The sequence below is a fragment of the Nocardiopsis synnemataformans genome (assembly GCF_965343085.1).
In the GTDB taxonomy this organism is placed as follows: domain Bacteria; phylum Actinomycetota; class Actinomycetes; order Streptosporangiales; family Streptosporangiaceae; genus Nocardiopsis; species Nocardiopsis alborubida.
In genome coordinates this window covers 29,370-53,042 of record NZ_CBDRFA010000032.1, presented here as the reverse complement: position 1 = coordinate 53,042, position 23,673 = coordinate 29,370, and the positions used below count along the sequence as shown (strand labels likewise).

Genomic DNA, 23,673 nt, shown 5'->3' with positions numbered 1-23,673 from the left:
AGCCCTTTCCAGCACGCCACACGGCCCAGAACACCCCACTCCGGACATGGGATTGACACGTTTCAATCGGGGTGTGAGTACGATGCTTCGCATCGCCCTCCGCACACGCACGGGAGAAGCCCCTTGTCCACCAGGTCCTCCAACGCACGCCGCGGCGTGGGTATCACCGAGGTCGCCCGGCACGCCGGGGTCTCCCCCGGAACCGTGTCCAACGTGCTCAACCGTCCCGAGCGTGTCGCCGAGGCCACCCGCCTGCGGGTCGAGGCGGCCATCACCGAACTCGACTACGTGCGCAACTCCTCCGGCAGCAGCCTGCGCTCGGGGCGCAGCGAATCGGTCGGGCTGCTCGTGTTGGACGTGACCAACCCGTTCTTCACCGAGGTCGCACGGGGCGTGGAGGACGAGGCGGCCGGTTCCGGACTGGCCGTGGTGCTGCTCAACTCCGCCGAGAAGCGCGAGCGCCAGCAGCGCAACGTGCGCCTGCTGGCCGAGCAGCGCGCGGCCGGGGCCGTGGTGATGCCCGTGGACGACGACCTGTCGGACCTTTTGTGGCTGAGCCGCCAGGGAACCTCCTGGGTGGCCCTGGACCGGGGCGACGTCGCCGAGGACGTGGGGTGCAGCGTCAGCGTGGACAACCACGCGGGCGGGATGGCGGCCGGGAGGCACCTCATCGGGCTGGGGCACGAGACGGTGACCTTCCTGACGGGGCCGTTCGCCATCGAGCAGGTGCGCCGGCGGCACGAGGGACTGCGCGACGCCTTCGCGGAGGCCGGGCTGGACCCGGACACCTGTGTGCGGGTGGTCGAGCAGCCGCTGCTCAACCCCGAACAGGGCGAGCGGGCGGTGGACGCGATCCTGAACGGAGGGCCGCGGCAGCGGCCCCAGGCGGTGTTCTGCGCCAACGACCAACTGGCGCTCGGCGTGATGAAGGGCCTGGGTCAACGGGGCCTGCGGGTGCCCGAGGACATGTCGGTGGTGGGGTACGACAACGTGGACTTCGCCGACCTGGTGCACCCGGGTCTGACCACGGTGGCGCAGCCCAAGTACGAACTGGGCCGGGCGGCGATGCGCCTGCTGGAGTCGGAGCTGAACCACGGCGAGCACGTCCACGAGCGGGTGTTGTTCACCCCGGAACTCGTGGTGCGGGGCTCGACGGCGGTGTACCGCCCCTGACCGGGGTCGGCGTAGAGGGTCGCCGTAGGAGGTTGGGCTCTCCACAAAACTTGGCCGTCAGCCCTAGCCGCGCCTTAGATCATGCCCGTCATACCTGCCATGCACAGACGGCGCCGGACAGAAGCGGCTCCACACCTGCACCAGCGAAAGACCCCCGTTCCAGGAGTCGGAGCAGGGGTCCTGCTGTCTCAGAAAAAGCGCCGGGAACACCGGGAAGGCTGTCGCTAGCGGGGGGACGATGCCAGCAGGGAGAGGAGGGAGGTCCACTCGCGGCGGTCGAAGCTGAGGTGTCCCAGCTCCCGATTCTGGGTGTCCCGCACGAGGGTGTCGTGGCCCTCGCTCACCTCGACGCAGTTCCCGCCCGACGTGCTGTAGCTGGACTTGTGGAAGTCGCGTCGCTCGCTCACCGTAGTTCCTCCAGAACTTTCCGAGACTGGGTCGCAGGCAGAGCGCTACCCAGTGCTTGTTTCACCAGACCATGCAAGCGGTCGTACACCTTCGTGTCCTCATACAAGGTAGCGCCGTCCACATGGTCGCTCACAGCCGCTTTCCCGCCATCACGAAGGTGAAACAGCAGAAGCATGGACGTCACCCCGATCAGGATGGAGTCCTCTGGAACCAGGTGGAAGCGCATCTTGCCCGCTTCAGAAACGGACAAAAGGTGTGAAACCTGCTCTTTCCGAACCCAGTCAGGGACGCAGGTCACCGCTGTCACAGGAAACACCGCGATGACCCGAGGGTTATTGAGCTTCCGCAACTGCTCGTACCTGCCACACCTCAGCGCCACCAAGCGTTCCAGGTCACCCGACTCGCGTCCCATCAGCGATTCCTCGAACACCAGTCGCGCGTAACTCGGAGACTGCAACAGCCCAGGAACCAGCAAAGGAGATATCAGGTCTATCGTCTCTGCGGCCTCCTCCAGTCGCGAGACGCTGTGCATCCACTGCGGGAGCCCTTCCGCCTTCGCGAACTCCCACACACTGACAAGCCGCCCCTGCAACTCCAGGACCTTGTCCACTTTCTCCACTTCGTTCCGGAGCGGGACTACGTGGTTGTTCTCCCATCGGGAGATGGTCGATGGGCTCAGGTTCACCAGAGCCGCAAGCTTGCGAAGGGTGTAGCCAGAGTTATTGCGTTCTTCCGCCAGGTATGCACCGAAATCGTGTTGCACCATAACCCAAAGCTAACCTCGGTGTTCCTCTTGGAGCCATCCCTTTGTAGATACAACTCACTCACTAGGGGAACAGAACTCCCGCGTCGGATGCTGAGGGCATGAACGAAACAAGGAAACCCTCCGACGACATGTTCGCCGCTGCCATCGCCGCCTTCCAGAACCAGCGGGGTCTGACCTTCACCGTCGAGTGGCGGCGCTTCCCCTGGACCCACGGCCCCGATGTCGAACGAGCCCTCATCGGCCCCTCCTACCTGGGTAACGTCGCCATCGGCCTCAAGGACGGCTTCGCCTGGAGTTACCAGGACCGGCACGGCACCTGGAAGTACGTGCAGCGCGACCGGCTCAGCCTCCTCGTGGACTCCGTGGTCGAGGACAGGGCGGGATTCCAGCCGCCGCTACCGAACCGTTCCGCTTACCGCCAGGTTCGCGGAACGCGGTGAGACCCAGAAGACAAAAACGGCGATATCGTCACCAGTTCTGGAGAAACCTTCATTCTCCATCTTTCACCCGAGAACTGACACCTCGGTTATCCGTACCTCTCACCCCACCTTCCACATGCCTCCGGCCGGGCACGCAAAAGCTCTGGCGAGCGGAATCAGCGCTCCCAGAGCAAGGCCAGCACCATCCGAGCAAGACCAGAAAAGGGATGCCGACATGGCCATTGTGCCGCAGACCTCCTCCCCAACATCCCGGTGAGCGCCGCCGTACGCATTCCGCGCCCACGCCCGGGCCCTGACGACACTCCACGCTGCCCGCTCCCCCGCCGTCCCCCGCGAGCCCGCTGACGCATGGGTCACCGGCCACGCCCTGACCACGCTCACACCTCTGTCAGATTGACGGCCTACCGCCAGGATGCTGAAAGACTGAACTCCATGCAGGCCAACCAGTTCTCGCTCACCCGGGTGCACCTGAAGCACTACAGAAGCATTGCCAAAGCCGATGTCAGGCTGGGCCAACTGCTCTTCCTCGTGGGCCCCAACGGCTCCGGTAAGAGCAACTTCCTCGACGCTCTCAGACTGGTCTCCGAAGCTCTCCAGACCTCGCTCGACCAGGCGCTACGCAGTCGGGGCGGCGTGGCCGAGGTGCGCCAGCGCTCGACCGGGCACCCGACCCACTTCGCGATCGACCTGGAGTTCCGAGGCCCTACCTACTCGGGCAGGTACGGGGTCGAGGTGGCCACGACAGACGAGGGCGCGTTCCGGATCTCCCGGGAGGAGTGCCACGTGCGCTCCACCGGGGAAGCGGAAACCTGGAAGGGCTTCTTCAAAGTCAGGAACGGCAAGCTGGAGAAGGCCTCCGAACCCGTCATGCCCCCGGTCAACGACCAGCGCCTCTACCTGGTCTCAGCCGCCGGAATCGACATCTTCGAGCGGGTGTACGCGGGCCTCTCCGGCATCAGCGTCTTCAGCCTGAACCCGGACGCCATGCGCGAACCGCAGACTCCTGACTCTGGCGAGTTCCTGCGCCGGGACGGGTCCAACGTCGCCAGCGTGCTGCACCGCCTGCAACGCAGTTCCCAGGGTGCGAGCGACAAGGAACGCGTCGAGGACTACCTGCGGATGATCGTTCCCGGTATGCACGGGGTGTCGCGGGCGGACCTCGGCAACTGGGAAACACTGGAGTTCACCCAGGACGTACCGGGGGCCGAGAACCCGTGGCGGTTTCCGGCGCAGTCGGTCTCGGACGGCACCCTGCGTGCACTGGGCGTCCTCGTCTGCCTGTTCTCCGACACCGGGGACACCCTCAGCACGGTCGGCATCGAGGAACCGGAGAGCGCTCTGCACCCTGCGGCGGCCGGAGTCCTACTGGACGCACTGCGGGACGCGAGCACACGGCGCCAGGTAATCGTCACCAGCCACAGCCCCGACCTGCTGGACCGGGACGACTTCGAGCCCTCCGAGCTGTACGCGGTCCGTTCCGTGTCCGGTGAGACCAACATCGGCCCGCTCGACGAGGCCGGTACCCACGCGATGCGGGAACACCTCTACACCCCCGGTGAGCTACTCAGAACCGACCAACTCCTTCCTGCGCCCGTCCAGGAACGCCTGTCCTGGGAAGAGGAGTGATGTCCGCAGTCACCATCGCCCCGATCGTGGAGGGGCACGGCGAGCACAAGGCGGTACGGGACCTCCTCACCCGGGTCGCGACCGAGTACGCGGGAGCATGGATCGACGTCGCACAGCCCTTCCGTCTGGACTCAGCGAAAATGCGCAAACCGGACGAGTTGGCCAGGGCGGTGTTGCTCCAATCCAGGCGCGTTCCCGACCGGGGCGGCGTCCTCGTCCTCAGGGACGGTGACGACAAAGACGTCACCTGCCCTATCGAACTCGCGCGCTCGATCGCTCCCGATCCCGCACTCGCCCGATGCACGGTCGAGGTGGTGATCGCCTGTCCCGAGTACGAGGCGTGGTTCCTGGCCGCCTCCGAGTCCCTGCGCGGGCACTCCGCGATGCGAGACGACGCCGTCGCACCGGACGACCCCATCGCTGGCCTGCTGTAGACCGCACCCGACGACGGCCGCGCAGCAGGCTCCCGCACGGCCGTCTTCGCAGCGGTCACAGGCCCGCCGACACCAGGATCACCGCGGCGGAATGGTCACGGGAGAACACCCGACTCCACCGACGTAGTGGGATCCACTGATGAACCAGGTGGCCCCGAGGACGGTGTCGCCCGGAGCCACACACTGGTAACTGTCGCTTCCGAACACGGTGGTGGTCTTGATGCGCACGTTGACGTCACCGCAGTGGCGGTAGACGGCCTCTCCGTTGTCGTTGTCGTTGTAACCGCATACCAAGGCCGCTGACGCGGGCGAAGCCATGGTTACGGTGAGCAGCCCCGCCGCTACCGCTCCTCCGGCCAGAACTGACACGCAACGTCGCCACTTACCCAGCACAGAACCCCCAAAGACCTGCTTCCATTACCGAGAGCAACGATACATTCACGATTTACTTGGGGTGTCCGTTGGCCACGTTCGGTCACATCTCTCCAGCGAGGTTTGAAGATCCCAACCCAGGTTCGCTCCTCTGACTCCGGCATCGGTTCTCGGGCGCCTCCACCCGTCAGGACCGATTCCGCTCCCTGGCCCGGGAGCCGACGCCGCCGCCGTCGCAGCGCCCACCGGCACCTAACCTGGATGACGTGGTCAAACGAGACACCCGACCGGGCCTTGCGACTCAACCGCGCCCCGCCGGTCCCCCGCAGCGCGACGTGATCGACAGCCGCAGGCTCCCCTCCTACGCCGCCGGTGAGATCGAGGTGCCCTTCGTCGTCATGGGCAGCGCCGAGATCATCCCCCGCGACACCTTCTGGGAGGAGCACTCGCACCCCACGCACGAACTGCTCTGGAACCAGCGGGGCGCCTCCTCCGCCACCATCGGCACGCGGGTCTGGACGATCACTCCCACAGTCGGCCTGTGGCTCCCGGCCGGGACGCGCCACTCCGGCTGGACACCAGCGGGAACCTGGCACCGCGCCGCGCAGTTCGGCGTCCACGCGGTCCCCTCGATCTCCGACGGGCCCGTCGCGATGGAGGTCACCCCGCTCCTGCGGCTCCTGCTCGACCGGCTCGACGCCGACGGCCTCACCGCGGACGAGCGTTCGCGGACCGAGACGATGGTGCTGGACATCCTCGCCCCCGCCCGGCACGAGCTGCTCCTGCACATCCCCGAGTCGCCGCTGCTGGCCCCCATCGTCGCCGCCGTGCGCGAGGACCCCGCCGACACCACCACCCTGGCCGTGTGGGCGGCGCGGCTGGGCGTGAGCACCCGCACCGTCACCCGGGCGTTCCGCGCCGAGACCGGTCTGGGGTTCAGCCAGTGGCTGACCACCGCGCGCGTGCAGCACGCGGTGACGATGCTCGCGCGGGGGGACGAGATCGACGAGGTGGCGGTGTGTGTGGGATACCACTCGGCGAGCGCGTTCGGCGCGGCCTTCCGGCGGGTCACGGGGTTGAGTCCGGGCCGGTTCCGCGCCCTGTGAGGCCCGCGGGGACGCCGTTCCAGGTCGCACGACCGCACCCCTGACACATCCGCAACAGAGGCCCCAGCAGGCCCTGCGGCCTCCCCCGCCATACCCTTCTTGTCCGATTCGCTACAAAAGGTGTCGCATCTACGTGATTGCGAACCCACCAAGGACACCCTAAATTCGGTTAGGCAAACCTAATCTCCCGGCATCGCCGCGGTCGGGTCGGCGTGTGCGCCCCCGGACCTCCGTCCCCACGCACCCCCCGCACCTGACCGGTCCCCTCCCGGACGCACACCCCCGTGCGCGCGCCGGGGCGGTGCGGGAGCCGGACCATGGCACCGCCATGGCTGAGGCCCCACGGCCGCAAGAGGCCCCAAGGCCACGATGGGAAGGAAACCATGCCCCGCGTTTCAAGGCTGGCCGCGCTCTCCACCGCCGCGCTGCTCACCGTGGCGCTCGCCGCCTGCTCCTCCGACGGCTCCACCGACTCCTCCGGTGGAGAGGACGGCGGCGGTTCCGGGGACTGGACCCCCGTCACCATCGAGCACGCGCTCGGCACGACGACCATCGAGTCCAAGCCCGAGCGGGTCGCCACGGTGAACTGGGCCAACCACGAGGTCCCGCTGGCCCTGGGAGTCGTGCCGGTCGGCATGGCCTCCGCCGACTTCGGCGACGACGACGGCAACGGCGTGCTGCCCTGGGTCGAGGAGAAGCTCACCGAACTGGGCGCGGAGACCCCGGTCCTGTTCGACGAGACGGACGGCATCGACTTCGAGGCCGTCGCGGACACCGCTCCGGACGTGATCCTGGCCGCCTACTCCGGGCTGACCCAGGAGGACTACGACACGCTGAGCGAGATCGCCCCCGTGGTCGCCTACCCCGAGACCGCCTGGGGAACGCCGTGGCGAGAGATGATCGAGCTCAACAGCCAGGCCCTGGGCATGGCGGCCGAGGGCGAGGAGCTCATCGCCAGCCTGGAGCAGGACATCGAGGACTCGGTCGCGGAGTACCCGCAGTTCGAGGGCCGGTCCGCGATGTTCCTGACCCACGTGGACACCACGGACCTGAGCGAGGTCAGCTTCTACACCACACACGACACGCGCGCCATGTTCTTCGAAGACCTGGGCCTGGAGACCCCGGAGAGCATCGCGACCGCCTCGGCCGAGACCGACCAGTTCTCCCTGAGCCAGAGCGCCGAGCAGGCGGACGCGTTCAACGACGTCGACATCATCGTCACCTACGGCGGTGAGGAGCTGGTGCAGACCCTGGAGGGTGACCCGCTGCTGTCGCAGATGCCCGCGGTGGCGAACGGCTCCGTCGTCAACCTCCCCGGTGACGACCCGCTGGGCACGGCCGCGAACCCGACCCCGCTGTCGATCTCGTGGGTCCTGGACGACTACCTGTCGCTCCTCGCCGAGGCCGCTGACGGGGCGCAGTGACAACGGACACCCCACCCGCCGTCTCGGGCGCCGCCGTCGTGCGGCGCCCGAGGCGCGGCAAAACCCTGTGGCTGCTGGTGGTGCTGGGCGCACTGGCCGCGCTCATGTTCGCCTCGGTCGTGGTCGGCTCGCGCGACGTGCCCTGGACGGCCGTCGTGGCGGCGTTCGGCGGCGCGGCCGAGAACTTCGACCAGGCGGCTGTGGCCAAGCGCATCCCCCGGACCCTGCTGGCCGTGCTCGCCGGCGCCGCCCTGGGCGTGGCGGGGGCGGTCATGCAGGGCGTGACCCGCAACCCGCTGGCCGACCCGGGCATCCTGGGCGTGACCATGGGCGCCTCGCTCGCCGTCGTCGCGGGCATCGCCTACTTCGGTCTGGCCTCCGCGACCAGCTTCGTCTGGGTGGCGATCGTCGGCGCGGGCGTCACCACGGTGTTCGTCTACACGATCGGCTCCCTGGGGCGTGGCGGGGCCACACCGCTCAAGCTCGCCCTCGCCGGGGCGGCGACCACCGCGGCCCTGGCCTCCTTCATCAGGGCCGTCGTGCTCCCGCGCGCCGACATCGCCGACGGGGCCCGGTCCTGGCAGATCGGCGGCGTGGGCGGCGGGACCTTCGACAGCGTCACGCAGGTGCTGCCCTTCCTCCTGGCCGGGTTCGTCGTGTGCCTGCTGTCGGCGCGTGCGCTCAACCTCCTCGCGCTGGGCGACGAGCTCGCCGCGGGTCTGGGCGAACGCGTCGCCCTCGCCCGGGGCGCGGCCTTCGTCGGCGCGGTCGTGCTGTGCGGCGCGAGCACCGCCGTCACCGGGCCGATCAGCTTCGTCGGCCTGGTCGTCCCGCACGTGTGCCGCCTGCTCGTGGGCGTGGACCACCGGTGGCTGATCCCGTTCTCGGCGCTCACCGGCGCGGCCCTGCTGACCGCGGCGGACGTGGTCGGCCGCATCGTGGCGCGCCCCGCGGAGATCGACGTGGGGATCGTGACCGCGCTGATCGGCGCCCCGTTCTTCATCTACATCGTCCGCCGTCAGAAGGTTCGTGCACTGTGAGCGCCTCCACCGTCGAGACCGTCACCCGCGGCCGGGTGCGCCGCGCGTACCGGCGGCGCGCCGTGATCGCCGCCCTGGCCGTCTCGATCGTCCTCGTGTTCGCCCTGACCCTGATGGTCGGGCAGACCTTCTACCCGCTGGGCGACGTCGTGCGGGTGGTCCTGGGCCAGGACGTGCCGGGCGCCTCGTTCACCGTGGGACGGCTCCGGCTGCCGCGGGCCGTGCTCGCGGTGGCGGCGGGGCTGTGCTTCGGGCTCGCGGGTGTGACGTTCCAGACCATGCTGCGCAACCCCCTGGCCAGCCCGGACATCATCGGCATCAGCGCGGGGGCCAGCGCGGCGGCCGTGTTCGCGATCGTGGTGCTCTCGCTCGGCGAGGCCGGGGTGTCGGCCTTCGCGATCGTCGCGGGCCTGCTCGTGGCGCTGGCCGTGTACGGGCTGTCCTTCAAGGACGGGGTGGCCGGGACGCGCCTGATCCTGATCGGCATCGGCATCGCCGCCATGCTCACCAGCGTCACCGACTACATCCTCGACCAGGCCGCCCAGTGGGACCTCCAGGAGGCGATGCGGTGGCTGACCGGCAGCCTCAACGGCGCCAGCTGGGACCAGACCGTCCCGGTGCTGGTCGCGCTGGCCGTGCTCTCCCCCGTGCTCCTGCACCAGTCGGGCAACCTCTCCGCGCTCCAGCTGGGCGACGACACCGCATCGGCCCTGGGCGTGCGCGTGGACCTGACCCGGCTCGTCGCGATCGTCGCGGCGGTGGGGCTCATCGCCTTCGCGACCGCCGCGGCGGGGCCGGTGGCCTTCGTGTCCTTCCTGTCGGGGCCGATCGCGGCGCGCCTGGTCGGACCGAACGGCTCCCTGTTCGTGCCCTCCGCGCTGGTCGGGGCGCTGCTGATCCTGGTCGCCGACCTGTGCGCGCAGTTCGCCTTCGGGACCCGCTACCCGGTCGGGGTCGTCACCGGCGTGCTCGGCGCCCCTTACCTCGTCTACCTGATCGTCCGCACCAACCGCGTGGGAGGCTCGCTGTGACCACGGCCCATTCGCTGCTCGTCGAGGACCTGACGCTCGGCTACAAGGACCGCGTCGTCATCGAGTCCCTGGACCTGACCATCCCGCCCGGGAGGATCACCGCGATCGTGGGCGCCAACGCGTGCGGCAAGTCCACGCTGCTGCGCTCGATGTCGCGGCTGCTCGCGCCCCGGGTCGGGCACGTGCTCCTGGACGGCAAGGAGGTGCACCGCCTGCCGTCCAAGGAGCTCGCGCGCACGCTCGGGCTGCTGCCGCAGTCGCCGATCGCCCCGGAGGGCATCACCGTGAGCGACCTCGTCGGGCGGGGCCGCCACCCCCACCAGAGGATGCTCTCGCGGTGGAGCCGGGAGGACGACGAGGCCGTGGCCGAGGCGCTGGAGGCGACGCAGACGGTCGACCTCGCCGACAGGCCCGTCGACGAGCTCTCCGGCGGGCAGCGCCAGCGCGTGTGGATCGCGATGGCCCTGGCCCAGCGCACGGACCTGCTCCTGCTGGACGAGCCGACCACGTTCCTCGACGTCAGCCACCAGGTCGAGGTCCTGGACCTGCTCACCGACCTCAACCGCTCACTGGGGACGACGATCGTGCTGGTCCTGCACGACCTCAACCTGGCCGCGCGCTACGCCGACCACCTCATCGCGCTCGCGTCCGGGCGGCTGCACGCCGCGGGCACGCCCGAGCGGGTGCTCACCCCAGAGACGGTGCACGCCGTGTTCGGCCTGCGCAGCGAGGTGATCACCGACCCCACGTCGGGAAGGCCCCTCATGCTGCCCCTGGGCAGGTACCACGGCACCGGGGCCGCACGCGGGGAGGAGCAGCTGACAGAGTGAGGGCCCGCCCGCCGGACAGGTAGCGCCGGTGGAGGCCGGAGCCGGTCCGGGCTCCGGCCTCCACCGGCGCCTCCGTGTGCCACCATTCAAGCACCCTGAGTCACAAACCAAACCCAAAGGGTGACATCAGGCGCACTCGCAGACCTGGAAAGCACGCACCGCATCCCCCTGCGGACCAGGGCCTATTGGATGACCGGACTCCACCTATTGCGACCTGCACTGACAACTTCTGCTTGACGATCGACATAAGCCCGGCGTACGGTTCGAGGCAGCAGGTGAGGCAGGTCACAAGGCTGGGTGATGTGGCGTCTCCGGACCGCCAGCATGGCCTTCGCCGGTTACCAAGAGCTGCACCGCCTGCACCAGGTGAAGTCCAGCGAGGAAAGGATCCGGTATGGGCTGAGACCGATGAGGCGGCACCCCCGCTTCCCGCACCTGATAGCAGGAACTCCCCGTCAGCCCACCGGTCGCAGCCACACGGCCCCCACCGGGCCACGACCACCGGGCCGCCCTGCCGTCGGCGCCGGCACGCCGCACGGACTCATCGATTCGCTCCCACCCCCCAGGTGAGGTTCCGTATGAAGAAGAGACCCCTGCTGACACTGGGCGCGCTGGCGTCGGGTGTCGCCATGGCGCTCACCCTGACCGCACCGGTCGCCCACGCCGACGAGACCGGTGAGGACGCGTTCAACACGCTGATCTTCTCCAAGACCACCGGCTTCCGGCACGACTCGATCCCCCACGGCGTCGCGCTCATCGAGGCGCTCGGCGAGGAGCACGGCTTCCAGACCGCGCACACCGAGGACTCCTCGGTGTTCAACGACGAGGACCTGGCCGCCTACGACGCGGTGATCTGGCTGTCCACCACCGGCGACGTGCTCAACGAGGAAGAGCAGGGCGCCTTCGAGCGCTACGTCCAGGGCGGCGGCGGCTTCGTCGGCGTCCACTCCGCCTCCGACACCCACTACGACTGGGAGTGGTACGGCGACCTCGTCGGCGGCTACTTCTCCAGCCACCCGCCCGGCACACAGGACGCCCAGGTGGTGGTCAACGACAGGGTCCACCCCTCCACCGAGCACCTTCCGGCCAGCTGGGAGCGCCGCGACGAGTGGTACGACTTCGACCTGTCCCCCCGCGGCGACGTGCACGTCCTGGCCGGGCTCGACGAGGACTCCTACGCCGACCAGGTCGATCCCGGGGGCCAGATGGGGTGGGACCACCCGATCGCCTGGTGTCAGGCCTACGACGGCGGCCGGTCCTGGTACACCGGCGGTGGCCACACCGTCGAGTCCTACTCCGAGCCGGAGTTCACCCAGCACCTGCTCGGCGGACTGCGGTGGGCGGCCGGGACCGCCGAGGGCGACTGCGGCGCCACGCAGTGGGACAACTTCGAGAAGGTCACCCTCGCGCAGGGCGAGGACGCCGTGGGTGAACCCATGGGCCTGGCGGTCCTGCCCGACGGCCGCGTGATGCACATCACCCGCGGCGGCGATGTGCGGCTGTGGTCCCCGGACACCTACACCACCGAGCTGATCGCCCAGGTCCCGGTGTACAACCACGACGAGGACGGGCTACAGGGCATCGCCCTGGATCCGGACTTCGAGGAGAACGGGTGGGTGTACCTGTACTACGCGCCCGTGATCGAGGGCATCCCGCCGGGTGAGGCGCCCGCGGACGGCTCACCGGAGGACTTCGAGCCCTACGAGGGCCACAACAACCTCTCCCGCTTCCAGTTCACGGACGGGGACTCCCCCGCCCTGGACCTGGGCAGCGAGGACGTCCTGCTGGAGGTCGGGACCGACCGGGGCATGTGCTGCCACGTCGGCGGCCACATCGACTTCGACGCCGAGGGCAACCTCTACCTGGCCACGGGCGACGACACCAGCGCGTTCGGGTCGGACGGCTACACGCCCATCGACGAGCGCGAGTCGCGCAACCCCGCCTTCGACGCCCAGCGCAGCTCGGCCAACACCAACGACCTGCGCGGCAAGCTGCTGCGGATCACGCCCACCGACGACGGCGGCTACGAGATCCCCGAGGGCAACCTCTTCCCGCCGGAGGAGTACGGCGGCGAGCAGACCCGGCCCGAGATCTACGCCATGGGCCTGCGCAACCCGTTCCGGTTCACGGTGGACGAGGAGGACGGCACCGTCTACCTGGGCGACTACGGCCCCGACGCCAACGAGCCCGACCCGGAGCGGGGACCGCAGAACACGGTCTCCTGGCACGCCATCACCGAGCCCGCCAACATCGGCTGGCCCTACTGCATCGGTAACAACAGCGCGTTCGTCGACTACGACTTCACCTCCGGGACCTCCGGCGAGGAGTTCGACTGCGCCGCGCCGGTGAACGACTCCCCGCGCAACACCGGCCTGGAGGAGCTGCCCCCGGTCACCCCCGCCTCGATCTGGTACAGCTACGAGGAGTCGGAGGAGTTCCCGCAGCTGGGCACGGGCGGCGGCGCCCCGATGGGCGGCCCGGCCTACCGGTTCGACCCCGAGCTGGAGTCGGACACCAAGTGGCCCGAGTACTACGACGGCATCCCGCTGTTCTACGAGTGGGACCGCGACTGGATCAAGCAGGTGCACCTGGGCGACGACGGCGACGTCCTGGACATCACCGAGACCGTCCCCGACATCAGCCTGGCCAACCCCATGGACATGGAGTTCGGCCCGGACGGCTCCCTGTACGTGCTGGAGTACGGGTCCGGTTACTTCGGCGGAGCCGACGACTCGGCGCTCTCGCGCATCGACTACACCGGCGGCGGGACCACCCCTGTGGCCGACATCAGCGCCTCCACGACCTCGGGACCGGCCCCGCTGGAGGTGGAGTTCTCCGCGGAGGGCTCCCACCACCCCGGCGGCCTGCCCATGGAGTACGCGTGGTCGTTCGGCGACGGCCAGACCTCGACCGAGGTCTCGCCCACCCACACCTTCGAGGAGGCGGGCGAGTACACGGTCGTTCTCACCGTGACCGACGGCGAGGGGCGCACGGGGACGGCCACCACGACGGTCACCGCGGGCAACACCGCGCCCGACGTCTCCTTCCAGACCCCGCGGGACGGACAGTTCTTCCACTGGGGTGACGAGATCCCCTTCACCGTGGACGTGGAGGACGCCGAGGACGGCTCGGTCGGCGCGGGCATCGACTGCGGCGACGTCGCGGTCACGGCCTCGCTCGGCCACGACCGGCACGCCCACCCGTGGACCCAGTACGACAGCTGTGAGGACGTCAGCCTCACCGAGGTCGACGGCGGCCACGGGCACGACATGAACATCTTCTGGGCGTTGCAGGCCGAGTACACCGACTCCGGCGGGGACGGGGTGCCCGCCCTCACCGGAAGCGACGGGATCACGCTCAAGCCCGCACGGACGCAGGCCCAGTACTTCACCGACAGCGAGGGGGTCCGGACCGAGCCCACCGAGGACGCCGAGGGCGGCCTGGTCAACGTCAGCCACATCGGCCACGGCGACTGGACGGCCTACGACACGACCAACCTGGTCGGGGTCGAGCAGATGGAGTTCCGGGTCGCCTCCGCGGGGGCGGGCGGAACGATCGAGGCGCGCATGGACGCCCCCGACGGCGAACTGCTCGGCAGCGTCGACGTGCCCTCCACCGGCGGCTGGCAGGAGTGGGCCGACGTGACCATGGACGTCACCGACCCCGGGGAGACCTTCACGCTGTACCTGGTCTTCGACGGTGAGGGCCCCGCCGTCGAGGACGGCCTGTTCAACGTCAACTACTTCGAGGCGGTCCTGGACGGCCACGGGGAGCACGGCCCCCAGACCGAGCTGACCAGCCCGCAGGACGGGGCGGTCTTCGAGGAGGGCGAGGACGTTCCCCTCTCCGCCGAGGTCACCGACCACGCCGAGGCCGGTGTGGAGAAGGTGGACTTCCTCGTCGGCGACGAGGTCGTCGCCACGGTGACCGAGGGCCCCTACACGGCGACCTGGCAGGGGGCCACCGCGGGCGAGTACGAGGTCAGCGCCGTGGCCACCGACGGCGACGGCGACACCGGCGCCTCCGACACCGCCACCATCACGGTCGAGGCGGGCGGCACCGAGCCGCCGGAGTGCGCCCCGCCCGAGGCCGAGGACGGCTACACCCCCCTGTGGGACGGCGCGTCGCTCGACGGGTGGACCATGGCGGGCCCGGGCGGCTTCGGCGTCGTCGACGACGGCGAGGGCTGTGCCCTGGAGACCCAGGGCGGCATGGGGCTGCTCTGGCACGAGACGGAGATGGAGTCCTACCGGCTGAAGCTGGACTTCCTCGCCTCCGAGGAGACGGACAACTCCGGTGTCTTCGTCGGCTTCCCCGCTCCCGGGGACGACCCCTGGGTCGCCGTCGAGGAGGGCTACGAGATCCAGATCGACGGCTACGGGGCTCCCGACGGTGACCCGATCCACCAGACCGGTGCCGTCTACGACTTCCAGGCGGCCGACTCCCACCCCGCGCGGATCGGCGAGTGGAACGAGATGGAGATCGAGGTGGCCGACCCGATGATCCGCGTGTGGATCAACGGGGAGCTGGTGAACGAGTTCGAGAGCACCGACCCGGCACGCGACCTGGCCTCGGGCCACATCGGGTTGCAGAACCACGGCGACGCCGACCGGGTGCTCTTCCGCGACGTCCGGGTCCAGGAGCTGGACGCGGTCGAACCGGTCACGTTCGCCGAGGTCCAGGAGCGCGTCGACGCCCTGGAGGCCGACGGCGCGCTGACCATGTCCGAGGCGCGTCGGCTGACCCCGCAGCTGGAGCTGGCCGAACACCACCTGGACGTCGGCCGTACCGGGCAGGCCACGCGCGCCCTGGACCGGTTCGTCGAGGTGGCCGAGGCGGTCGCCGACGAGGCCGCGAGAGAGGAGCTGGTGGAACTGGCCGACAGGCTGCGTCCCCTCATCGACGACGAGTGACGGAACGCCCCCGGCGGACGCCGCCCCCCACCCGGGGGTGAGCGTTCGCCGGGGGTCCCGCGACCACGGCGGGGCCGGTTCCGGCCGGCCCCGCAGCCCCCGCGGTGGCGCCCCACCGAAAGAAGCGCGACGTCGCGGCGCTTGGCCCCCAGGTACGACGAGAAGAAGGTGTCACGGTGTCCGCCAAGAAGGACCTCTCCTCCCCCGACCCGTCCCGCGAGGCGACGAAGACCCCCTCGCCCAGGCTCACCTGGGGGCTGACCGCCGGATCCGTCCTGGTGGTCGCCGCCCTCGTCGCGGTCCTCGTCCTCTCCTTCACCGGAGACGACCACACCGCCCCCGACCCGGCGCGCGTCGCCGAACTCCAGGCCTCCTCGCAGGAGCGCGACCGCGCGCAGGTCGACCAGCTCGTCGAGCGCACCAGCGCCGCGCACGAGCAGCTGGTGCCCGTGGTGGAGAGCCTGGACGCGGCCGTTCCACCCGACGGTTCCACCCCCGCCGGGGACGTCCCCGACGCCGGGGAGGTCGACTCCTGGCTGACGACCGTCCACGACGCGGCCGCCCACTTCGAGGACGCCCCGTCCGGGAACACCGGCCACAACGTCGCGCACGCGGGGCTGTCCAACGCCGTGGACCTGCTGGGGTCCGCGGTCGTGGCCTACTCCAACGCCGAGCGCGCCCAGGACGAACAGCGGGCGGAGCTGCTGGAGCTGGCCGGGGACCTGCGCACCCAGGCGGTCCGTGGCTGGTCGGTGGCGGCCACCCAGCTGGACATGGTCAGTGTCGAGTCCGGCCACGGCCACGTCCACCTGTACCTGCCCGCGGCGCCCGGCAGCGGCGCCCTGGGCCCCGACGGCGCGGAGGCCGGTGAGAGCGGCGCGCCGGTGGAGGGCGGCGCCGACAGCGGCGACCAGTGACCACACCGTTCCCAGAACGCCCGAAGGCACGCAGAGGGGAGCATGCGTTGACGCGAGTCGGAGTATGGCTGATCGGAGCACGCGGATCGGTGGCGACCACCGCCGTCCTGGGAGCCCTCGCGGTGCGGTCCGGCGCGTCGGGGCGGACGGGGTGCGTGACCGAGCGCCCCGAGTTCGCCCCGGCGCGCCTGCCCGGGATCGGTGACCTGGTCTTCGGCGGCCACGACGTCTCCGAGATCCGCCTGCGCGAGAGCGCCGAGCGGCTGGCCCGTGCGGGGGTGCTGCCCGCGCACCTGCCACCGGCCTTCGCCGACGAGCTGGACCGGACCGAGCACGGTCTGCGCCGGGGCCTGGACGCCGCCTCCGCCGGAGTGGGGCGCCGGGACGTGGACCGCCTGGAGGCGGACCTGCGCGAGTTCGCCGAGCGGGAGGCGCTCGAACGCGTCGTGGTGGTGGACCTGTCCAGCACCGAGCCCCGGCCCGAACCTCACGCCGAGCACGGCGACGCCGACGCGCTGGAGGCGGCCCTGGACGCCGGGACCGCGCGGATCCCGGCCAGCTCCGCGTACGCGTACGCGGCCCTGCGCGCGGGCTGCGCGTTCGTGGAGTTCACGCCCAACACCGGGCCCCGGCTGCCCGCCCTGGCGCGGCTCGCCGAGCGCTCGGGCGTGCCGTGGGCCGGGTCCGACGGCAAGACCGGGGAGACCCTGGTCAAGAGCGCGCTGGCGCCGATGTTCGCCGCCCGGGCGCTGCACGTGCGCTCGTGGTCCTCGGTCAACCTGCTCGGCGGCGGCGACGGCGCCACCCTGGCCGACCCGGCCAACGCCGAGAGCAAGCTCGCGTCCAAGGCCCGGGGGCTGGAGCACATGCTCGGCCACGGGCCGGACGGGCCCCTGCACATCGACTACGTCCCCGACCTGGGGGACGCCAAGGTCGCCTGGGACCACGTCTCCTTCGAGGGGTTCCTGGGGGCGCGGATGACCCTCCAGTTCACCTGGTCGGGCTACGACTCGGCACTGGCCGCGCCCCTGGTGCTGGACCTGGCGCGGCTGACCGCCCACGCCCACCGGCGGGGCCGGGTCGGCCCCGTTCCGGAGCTGGCCTTCTTCTTCAAGGATCCCGTGGGCACCCGCGAACACGGCCTCGCCGAACAGTGGCGGGCCCTGACGTCCTGGTGCGCGGCACCGGCGGAGGAGGACGAATGAGAGCACGCGACCTGGCGAGACTGGTGCGCCTGCCCGCGGCGCTGAGCGTTCCCGGCGACACCCTGGCCGGTGCCGCGGCGGCGGGCGGCCTGCGCGGCCCCGGGGCCTGGGCGCTGCCCGCGGCCTCGGTCTGCCTGTACTGGGCGGGCATGGCCCTCAACGACTACGCCGACCGGGAGGTGGACGCGGTCGAGCGCCCCGAACGCCCCATCCCCTCCGGGGCGGTCCGTCCCGGCGAGGCCCTGGCCGTCGCCTCGGGGCTGACCGTGACGGGCGTGGGTCTGGCCGCGGCGGCGGGCGGACGCCGGGCCGCGGGGGTGGCCGCGGCCCTGACTGCCACCGTGTGGGGCTACGACCTCTTCCTCAAGAGGACACCGCTGGCACCGCTGGGCATGGCGGCGGCCCGGGGGCTGGACGTGCTGTTGGGCGCGGGCGCGCGCCCCGCCGACGCGGCCAGGCCCGCGCTGGCGATGGCCGCCCACACGCTCGGGGTGACCGCCCTGAGCCGGGGCGAGGTGCACGGGACGCGGCCCTGCGTCGCGGCGGGGGCGCTGCTGTGCACCCTGGCCAGCGCCGCGCTCGCCGCCGCGCCCGCCCGGCCCGCCCCCGGACGTGCGGCGGGCGGCGTCGCGGAGAGGGTCCTGGCGGGTTCGCTCGCGGGGGTCTTCGCGGTGAGGGTGGGATCGGCCCAGGTCCGGGCGCTGGTCGAACCCGAGGCGCACAACGCGCGCACGGCCACGGGTGTGGGCATCCGGGGGATGATCCCGCTCCAGGCGGCCCTGCTGGCCGGGTACGGCGCGCCGAACGTCGCGTGCGCGCTCGCCGTGGGCGCACCCGTGGCGGCGCGAGCGTCCAAGGCGGTGTCGTTCACGTGAGGTTCGGATACGGCACCAACGGCTTCTGGGACCACCGGCTGGACGACGCGCTCGCCATCATCGCCGACCTCGGCTACGAGGGGGTGGGGCTGACGCTGGACCACCCGCACCTGGACCCCTTCGCGCCGGACGCCTTCGCGCGCACGGCCCGGATCGGTCGGCGGCTGTCCGACCTGGGCCTGGCGGTGGTCGTGGAGACCGGCGCCCGCTACCTGATGGACCCGCGCCGCAAGCACGAACCCACCCTGGTCTCCGACGAGGGCGCCGACCTGCGGGTGGACCTGCTGCGCCGCGCGGTGCGCATCGCCGACGACCTGGGGGCCGAGGCCGTCTCCTTCTGGTCGGGCGTCCTCCCGGCGGGGGTGAGCCGGGAGCGGGGCTGGTCGCGGCTGACCTCCGGCGTGGAACGTGTCCTGGCCACCGCCGACGACCTCGGCGTGGACTGCGCGTTCGAACCCGAGCCCGGCATGTTCGCCGAACGGGTGGCCGACGCGCTGGAGCTGCGCGACCGGCTCGGAGACCCGCCGCGACTGCGGGTGACGGTCGACGTCGGGCACGGCGTGTGCAACGAGCCGGACGGTCCCGAGGGCGCCGTCCGGCGCGCCGGGGCCCTGATCGCCAACGTGCAGCTGGACGACATGCGGCCGGGCACGCACGAGCACCTGGAGTTCGGCGACGGCGAGATCGACCTGCCCGGAGTCCTGGGCGCCCTGGAGGATGTCGGCTACCGGGGCCTGGCGTCGGTGGAGCTGCCCCGCCACGGGCACGCCGCTCCCCTGGTGGCCGAGCGGTCGATCCGCGCGCTCACCCGGGCGCTGGCCGACTCACGCGGGCGGAGGGCGGACGCGTGAGCGGGGAGTACGCCTTCCTGGACACGGCCGCGGCGCGCGAGGCCCTCGCCACCCAGGTCGGGCGGGTGCGGGAGCGGCCCGCGCGGATCGCCGTGCTCTTCCCCGCGGCGGCCAGGAGCGTGGCACGGGGGGCCGGTCCCTCCGGCGACCCCGACGGGGTGGCCGGGCCGACCCTGGAGGACCTGGCGCGCGTGGCGCTGCTGAGCGCGCTGGCCGGTGCCCTGGCCCCGCCGGAGCTGGCCCGGGAGGTCCGCGAGCTGTACCACCACGGTGACGCGGGTGAGCGGCGTGCCGTCCTGCGGGGCCTGGACGTGCTCGACGTGCTCGGCGCCGGCCGGGAGGAGCTGGCCGGCGCGGCGCGCGAGCTGCTGGCCGACGCGATGCGCACCAACGACACCCGGCTGGTCGCGGCGGCGGCCTCCAGCGCGGCGACGGCCCTGCTCGACGCGGACTCCTGGCGTCAGGGAATCCTCAAGTGCCTGTTCACCGGGGTGCCGCTGGGGTCGGCGGCCGGACTGCCCGACCGCGCCGACGAGGAGTTGGCGCGCATGTGCGCCGACCACGCCGAGGAGCGGGTTCTGGCGGGGCGGCCGGTCCCCGCCGACGTCCACCTCGTGCTGCGGCGCTTCCCCGGGCAGGCCGCCCGCCTGGACACCCACCGAACGGAGGCGTGATGCGTATCTTCGACCCGCACATCCACATGACCTCGCGCACCACCGACGACTACGAGGCGATGTACGCCGCCGGGGTGCGCGCGCTGGTCGAGCCGTCGTTCTGGCTGGGCCAGCCCCGGACCGGCGTGAGCTCGTTCCGCGACTACTTCGACGGCCTCGTGGGCTGGGAGCGGTTCCGGGCCGAGCGGTTCGGGATCCGCCACCACTGCACGATCGCGCTCAACCCGAAGGAGGCCAACGACCCCCGCCTGGAGGGGGTGCTGGACCTGCTTCCCCGCTACCTGGCCAAGGACGGCGTGGTGGCGGTGGGCGAGGTGGGCTTCGACTCCCGCACCGCCGAGGAGGAGAGGGCCTTCCGCCACCAGCTGGAGCTGGCCGGGGAGTTCGAGCTGCCCGTCCTGGTGCACACCCCGCACCGCGACAAGGTGGAGGGGACCCGCCGCACCCTCCAGCTGGTCGCCGAGTCGGGCCTCGCGCCCGAGCGGGTGCTCGTGGACCACCTCAACGAGGCCACCGTGGCCATGGTGCACGAGTCGGGGTGCACGCTGGGCTTCTCCATCTACCCCGACACCAAGATGAGCCCGGAGCGCATGGTCCGCGTCCTGTCGGAGTGGGGCCCGGAGCGGATGGTGGTCAACTCGGCCGCCGACTGGGGCCGCAGCGATCCGCTGGCCACCCTGCGCACCGGCGAGGCCATGCTCGCCGCGGGCTTCACCGACCGCGACGTCGAACGGGTGCTGTGGGACAACCCCGTGGAGTTCTACGGCCGCAGCGGACGCCTGCTGCTGGACGACGTGCACGGGGCCGACCACACCGCGACCTACTCGGGGAACTCGGTGCTGCGCGGCGAGCGCGCGGGCGGAGGTGCCGCGTGAGGCTGCGCCACCCCGACGGCACGGTCGTCCACCTCGCCTACTGCACCAACGTGCACCCGGCCGAGGACCTGGACGGCGTCCTGCGTCAGATCCGCGTCCACGGCGGCGGCGTGCGCGAGGCCCTGGGCGCGGACCGGCTCGGCCTGGGCCTGTGGCTGCCCGCTCCGCTGGCCCGGGAGCTGGCGGCGGACCCGCGCCTGACCGACCGGCTGCGCGCGGAGCTGGGGGCCGCGGGGCTGGAGACGGTGACCCTCAACGCCTTCCCCTACACCGGGTTCCACGCTCCCGTGGTCAAGCGGGCCGTGTACCACCCCGACTGGACCGACCGGGCCAGGCTGGACTACACGGTGGACTGCGCCCGGGTGCTGGCGCGGCTGCTCCCCGACGACGCCGCGCGGGGCAGCGTCTCCACCCTCCCCCTGGCCTGGCGCGAACCGTGGGATCCCGACCGCCTGGCCACCGCCCGCGCGCACCTGGCCGAACTCTCCGAAGCCCTGGAGGACCTGGCACGGCAGGGGCGGCCGGTGCGGGTGGGGCTGGAACCCGAACCCGGGTGCGTCGTCGAGACCACCCGGGACGCGGCCCTCCTGCTCAGGGACCCGCCGCCGCACGTGGGCGTGTGTCTGGACACCTGCCACCTCGCGACGGCCTTCGAGGAGCCGGGGGCGGCCCTGGACCGGCTCCGCGCCGCGGGCCTGCCCGTGGTCAAGACCCAGGCGTCGGCGGCCGTGGAGGTCCCCGACCCGGCCGACCCTGCCGCGCGCGAGGCCCTCGCCGCCTTCACCGAGGACCGCTTCCTGCACCAGACGCGCGCACATGGTGAGGACGGCGCGCGGGAGGGCCGCGACGACCTGCACGAGGCCCTGGGCGACGCCGCTCCCCTGCCCGATGGCGCGCCCTGGCGCACCCACTTCCACGTGCCCCTGCACGCCCCCGCCACCGCCCCGCTGCGCGGGACCACCGACCACCTCACCGACACCCTGGGCCGCCTCCTGGGGCCCGGCGGCGCGCGCACCGACCACGTGGAGGTGGAGACCTACACCTGGTCGGTGCTGCCCGAGGAGCTGCGCCCCGCCGACGGCAAGGGCCTCACCGAGGGCATCGCCGCCGAGGTGGCCTGGGCCCGCGACCGCCTGACCGACCTCGGCCTGACCCTCCTCTGACACCCCCGAACCGAAGGGACACCCCCATGCCGACGGAGGAACCGCGCCTGCTCGTGGTCGACGCGGTCGGGCTCACACCCCGGCTGCTACGGCACGCGCCCCGGCTCCGGGCCGTGGCCGAGAAGGGCTGGCAGGCCCCGCTGGAGACCGTCCTGCCCGCCGTCACCTGCACCGTCCAGTCCACGTTCCTGACCGGCCGGACCCCGGCGGGGCACGGCGCCGTCGGCAACGGCTGGTACTTCCGGGACCTGGGCGAGGTGTACCTGTGGCGCCAGCACAACCGCCTGGTCCAGGGCGAGAAGGTGTGGGAGACCGCCCGACGCCACCGGCCGGGTTTTCGCACCGCGAACGTGTGCTGGTGGTACGCCATGGGCGCCACCACCGACTGGACCGTCACGCCCAGGCCGGTCTACCACGCCGACGGGCGCAAGTCCCCCGACTGCTACGCCCGTCCGCCCGCGCTCCACGACGAGCTGACCGCTGAGCTGGGGCCCTTCCCGCTCTTCCACTACTGGGGGCCGACCGCCTCGATCCGCTCCACCGAGTGGATCGTGGCCGCGACCCGCAGGCTGATGCCGCGGGCCGACCTGACCCTGTGCTACGTCCCCCATCTGGACTACGACCTGCAACGGTACGGCCCCGACTCGGAGCGGGCCCGCCGGGCGGTGGTCGACATGGACGCGGCCCTGACGCCCCTGCTGGACGACGCCGAGCGCTCGGGCACCGCCGTGATGGTCCTGAGCGAGTACGGCATCACCCCCGCCGACAGGCCCGTGCACGTCAACCGGGTGCTGCGCGAGGCCGGACTGCTGGAGGTGTACACCCAGCACGGGATGGAGTACCTGGACCCGTGGGAGTCGCGCGCCTTCGCGGTGGCCGACCACCAGTGCGCCCACGTGTACGTCCGCGACCCCGGCGACGTGTCCGGGGTCGCCCGCCTCCTCGCCGGGGTGGAGGGGGTGGACCTGGTCCTGGACCGCGACGGGCAGGCGGAGCACGGCCTGGACCACGAGCGCTCCGGCGAGCTCGTCCTCGTGGCCGACCCGGGCGCCTGGTTCACCTACTACTACTGGCTGCGCGACGGGGCGGCACCGGACTTCGCGCGGGGCGTGGACATCCACCGCAAGCCGGGCTACGACCCCGCCGAGCTCTTCCTGGACCCCGCGGACCGGTTCGTCAGGGCGCGCGCGGCGACCAACCTCGTGCGCAAGAAGGCCGGCCTGCGCTACGCCATGAACGTGGTCCCGCTCGACCCGGGCTGTGTGCGCGGCACCCACGGGCGCGCGCACGAGGACCCCGACGACGGTCCCCTGGTGCTGTGCTCCGATCCGGGCTTCGCCCGGGAACGCGTCGCGGCCACCGAGGTCCGTGACCTCATACTCGGTCTCGCCGGTGTGCCGGCACCGGCGGGGCCGTCCCCTTCACGGTAACGCTTCCATGTCAGGCGGCAGGCCGATGACCTCTTCGGTCTGCCGTCTGGTCTTCGACTCCCCGGTCCGGATACGGCGCGAAGGCGCACGCGGCCGCTACCCTGCTCCGGCGGAGGTGTC

At 71.5% G+C, this 23,673-nt stretch carries 21 protein-coding genes; 18 read left to right on the top strand and 3 right to left on the bottom strand.

The genetic code is table 11. The features are described from left to right. The first annotated feature begins 123 nt into the window (after positions 1 to 123). Complete coding sequence (locus tag ACSIH6_RS19280) at positions 124 to 1,173, top strand: LacI family DNA-binding transcriptional regulator (RefSeq protein ID WP_435109694.1); 1,050 nt, start codon at positions 124 to 126, stop codon at positions 1,171 to 1,173. A 224-nt stretch (positions 1,174 to 1,397) separates the two neighbouring features. On the opposite strand, the gene ACSIH6_RS19275 is transcribed toward ACSIH6_RS19280, so the two are convergent. Continuing rightward, positions 1,398 to 1,580 (bottom strand): DUF397 domain-containing protein, encoded by a 183-nt coding sequence (locus ACSIH6_RS19275; RefSeq protein WP_435109693.1) that lies wholly within the window; start codon positions 1,578 to 1,580, stop codon positions 1,398 to 1,400. Then, positions 1,577 to 2,347 carry a helix-turn-helix domain-containing protein gene (locus ACSIH6_RS19270; protein WP_435109692.1) on the bottom strand — a complete coding sequence of 257 codons (771 nt, stop codon included), beginning with the start codon at positions 2,345 to 2,347 and terminating at the stop codon, positions 1,577 to 1,579. The genes ACSIH6_RS19275 and ACSIH6_RS19270 overlap by 4 nt, the downstream gene beginning before the upstream one ends. A 98-nt stretch (positions 2,348 to 2,445) precedes the next feature. Between ACSIH6_RS19270 and ACSIH6_RS19265 the strand changes: the two genes are divergently transcribed. From ACSIH6_RS19265 to ACSIH6_RS19255, 3 genes are all read left to right on the top strand, one after another. Further along, positions 2,446 to 2,787 (top strand): hypothetical protein, encoded by a 342-nt coding sequence (locus ACSIH6_RS19265; protein ID WP_435109691.1) that lies wholly within the window; start codon positions 2,446 to 2,448, stop codon positions 2,785 to 2,787. Between the two features lie 432 nt (positions 2,788 to 3,219). Next, complete coding sequence (locus tag ACSIH6_RS19260) at positions 3,220 to 4,413, top strand: AAA family ATPase (protein ID WP_435109690.1); 1,194 nt, start codon at positions 3,220 to 3,222, stop codon at positions 4,411 to 4,413. Continuing rightward, positions 4,413 to 4,847 carry a DUF4276 family protein gene (locus ACSIH6_RS19255; RefSeq protein WP_435109689.1) on the top strand — a complete coding sequence of 145 codons (435 nt, stop codon included), beginning with the start codon at positions 4,413 to 4,415 and terminating at the stop codon, positions 4,845 to 4,847. The genes ACSIH6_RS19260 and ACSIH6_RS19255 overlap by 1 nt, the downstream gene beginning before the upstream one ends. A gap of 78 nt (positions 4,848 to 4,925) precedes the next feature. On the opposite strand, the gene ACSIH6_RS19250 is transcribed toward ACSIH6_RS19255, so the two are convergent. Further along, a complete protein-coding gene (locus ACSIH6_RS19250) occupies positions 4,926 to 5,165 on the bottom strand; it encodes a DUF6355 family natural product biosynthesis protein (RefSeq protein WP_435109688.1) in 240 nt (79 codons plus the stop codon). A gap of 320 nt (positions 5,166 to 5,485) precedes the next feature. Between ACSIH6_RS19250 and ACSIH6_RS19245 the strand changes: the two genes are divergently transcribed. The 14 genes from ACSIH6_RS19245 (at position 5,486) to ACSIH6_RS19180 (ending at position 23,553) form a co-directional block, all read left to right on the top strand. Next, complete coding sequence (locus ACSIH6_RS19245; RefSeq protein ID WP_435109687.1) at positions 5,486 to 6,325, top strand: helix-turn-helix domain-containing protein; 840 nt, start codon at positions 5,486 to 5,488, stop codon at positions 6,323 to 6,325. 383 nt (positions 6,326 to 6,708) lie between these two features. Continuing rightward, positions 6,709 to 7,749, top strand: a complete 1,041-nt coding sequence (locus tag ACSIH6_RS19240) for an iron-siderophore ABC transporter substrate-binding protein (RefSeq protein ID WP_435109686.1) — start codon at positions 6,709 to 6,711, stop codon at positions 7,747 to 7,749. Continuing rightward, on the top strand, positions 7,746 to 8,789 hold the full coding sequence (locus tag ACSIH6_RS19235; RefSeq protein ID WP_435109685.1) for a FecCD family ABC transporter permease: 1,044 nt from the start codon (positions 7,746 to 7,748) through the stop codon (positions 8,787 to 8,789). The genes ACSIH6_RS19240 and ACSIH6_RS19235 overlap by 4 nt, the downstream gene beginning before the upstream one ends. Next, a complete protein-coding gene (locus ACSIH6_RS19230; protein WP_435109684.1) occupies positions 8,786 to 9,820 on the top strand; it encodes a FecCD family ABC transporter permease in 1,035 nt (344 codons plus the stop codon). The genes ACSIH6_RS19235 and ACSIH6_RS19230 overlap by 4 nt, the downstream gene beginning before the upstream one ends. Next, the gene (locus tag ACSIH6_RS19225) at positions 9,817 to 10,650 is read left to right on the top strand and encodes an ABC transporter ATP-binding protein (RefSeq protein ID WP_435109683.1); all 834 of its coding nucleotides are present in this window, start codon (positions 9,817 to 9,819) and stop codon (positions 10,648 to 10,650) included. The genes ACSIH6_RS19230 and ACSIH6_RS19225 overlap by 4 nt, the downstream gene beginning before the upstream one ends. A gap of 578 nt (positions 10,651 to 11,228) precedes the next feature. Further along, on the top strand, positions 11,229 to 15,563 hold the full coding sequence (locus ACSIH6_RS19220) for a ThuA domain-containing protein (RefSeq protein ID WP_435109682.1): 4,335 nt from the start codon (positions 11,229 to 11,231) through the stop codon (positions 15,561 to 15,563). A gap of 176 nt (positions 15,564 to 15,739) precedes the next feature. Further along, positions 15,740 to 16,480, top strand: coding sequence for a hypothetical protein (locus tag ACSIH6_RS19215; RefSeq protein WP_435109681.1), 741 nt, complete (start codon positions 15,740 to 15,742; stop codon positions 16,478 to 16,480). Between the two features lie 47 nt (positions 16,481 to 16,527). After that, positions 16,528 to 17,685: an inositol-3-phosphate synthase gene (locus ACSIH6_RS19210; protein ID WP_435109680.1), complete on the top strand. Its 1,158-nt coding sequence runs from the start codon at positions 16,528 to 16,530 to the stop codon at positions 17,683 to 17,685. Beyond that, positions 17,682 to 18,560 (top strand): SCO3242 family prenyltransferase, encoded by an 879-nt coding sequence (locus ACSIH6_RS19205; protein ID WP_435109679.1) that lies wholly within the window; start codon positions 17,682 to 17,684, stop codon positions 18,558 to 18,560. The genes ACSIH6_RS19210 and ACSIH6_RS19205 overlap by 4 nt, the downstream gene beginning before the upstream one ends. After that, the gene (locus ACSIH6_RS19200; RefSeq protein ID WP_435109678.1) at positions 18,557 to 19,411 is read left to right on the top strand and encodes a sugar phosphate isomerase/epimerase family protein; all 855 of its coding nucleotides are present in this window, start codon (positions 18,557 to 18,559) and stop codon (positions 19,409 to 19,411) included. The genes ACSIH6_RS19205 and ACSIH6_RS19200 overlap by 4 nt, the downstream gene beginning before the upstream one ends. Beyond that, positions 19,408 to 20,085, top strand: coding sequence for an EboA domain-containing protein (locus ACSIH6_RS19195; RefSeq protein ID WP_435109677.1), 678 nt, complete (start codon positions 19,408 to 19,410; stop codon positions 20,083 to 20,085). Before ACSIH6_RS19200 ends, ACSIH6_RS19195 begins: the two co-directional genes overlap by 4 nt. Continuing rightward, positions 20,085 to 20,960, top strand: a complete 876-nt coding sequence (locus tag ACSIH6_RS19190; RefSeq protein WP_435109676.1) for a TatD family hydrolase — start codon at positions 20,085 to 20,087, stop codon at positions 20,958 to 20,960. Before ACSIH6_RS19195 ends, ACSIH6_RS19190 begins: the two co-directional genes overlap by 1 nt. After that, entirely contained in the window at positions 20,957 to 22,123 is a 1,167-nt protein-coding gene (eboE, locus tag ACSIH6_RS19185) for a metabolite traffic protein EboE (protein ID WP_435109675.1), read from the top strand. The genes ACSIH6_RS19190 and eboE overlap by 4 nt, the downstream gene beginning before the upstream one ends. Before the next feature lie 26 nt (positions 22,124 to 22,149). Beyond that, positions 22,150 to 23,553 (top strand): alkaline phosphatase family protein, encoded by a 1,404-nt coding sequence (locus ACSIH6_RS19180; protein WP_435109674.1) that lies wholly within the window; start codon positions 22,150 to 22,152, stop codon positions 23,551 to 23,553. Positions 23,554 to 23,673 lie beyond the last annotated feature (120 nt).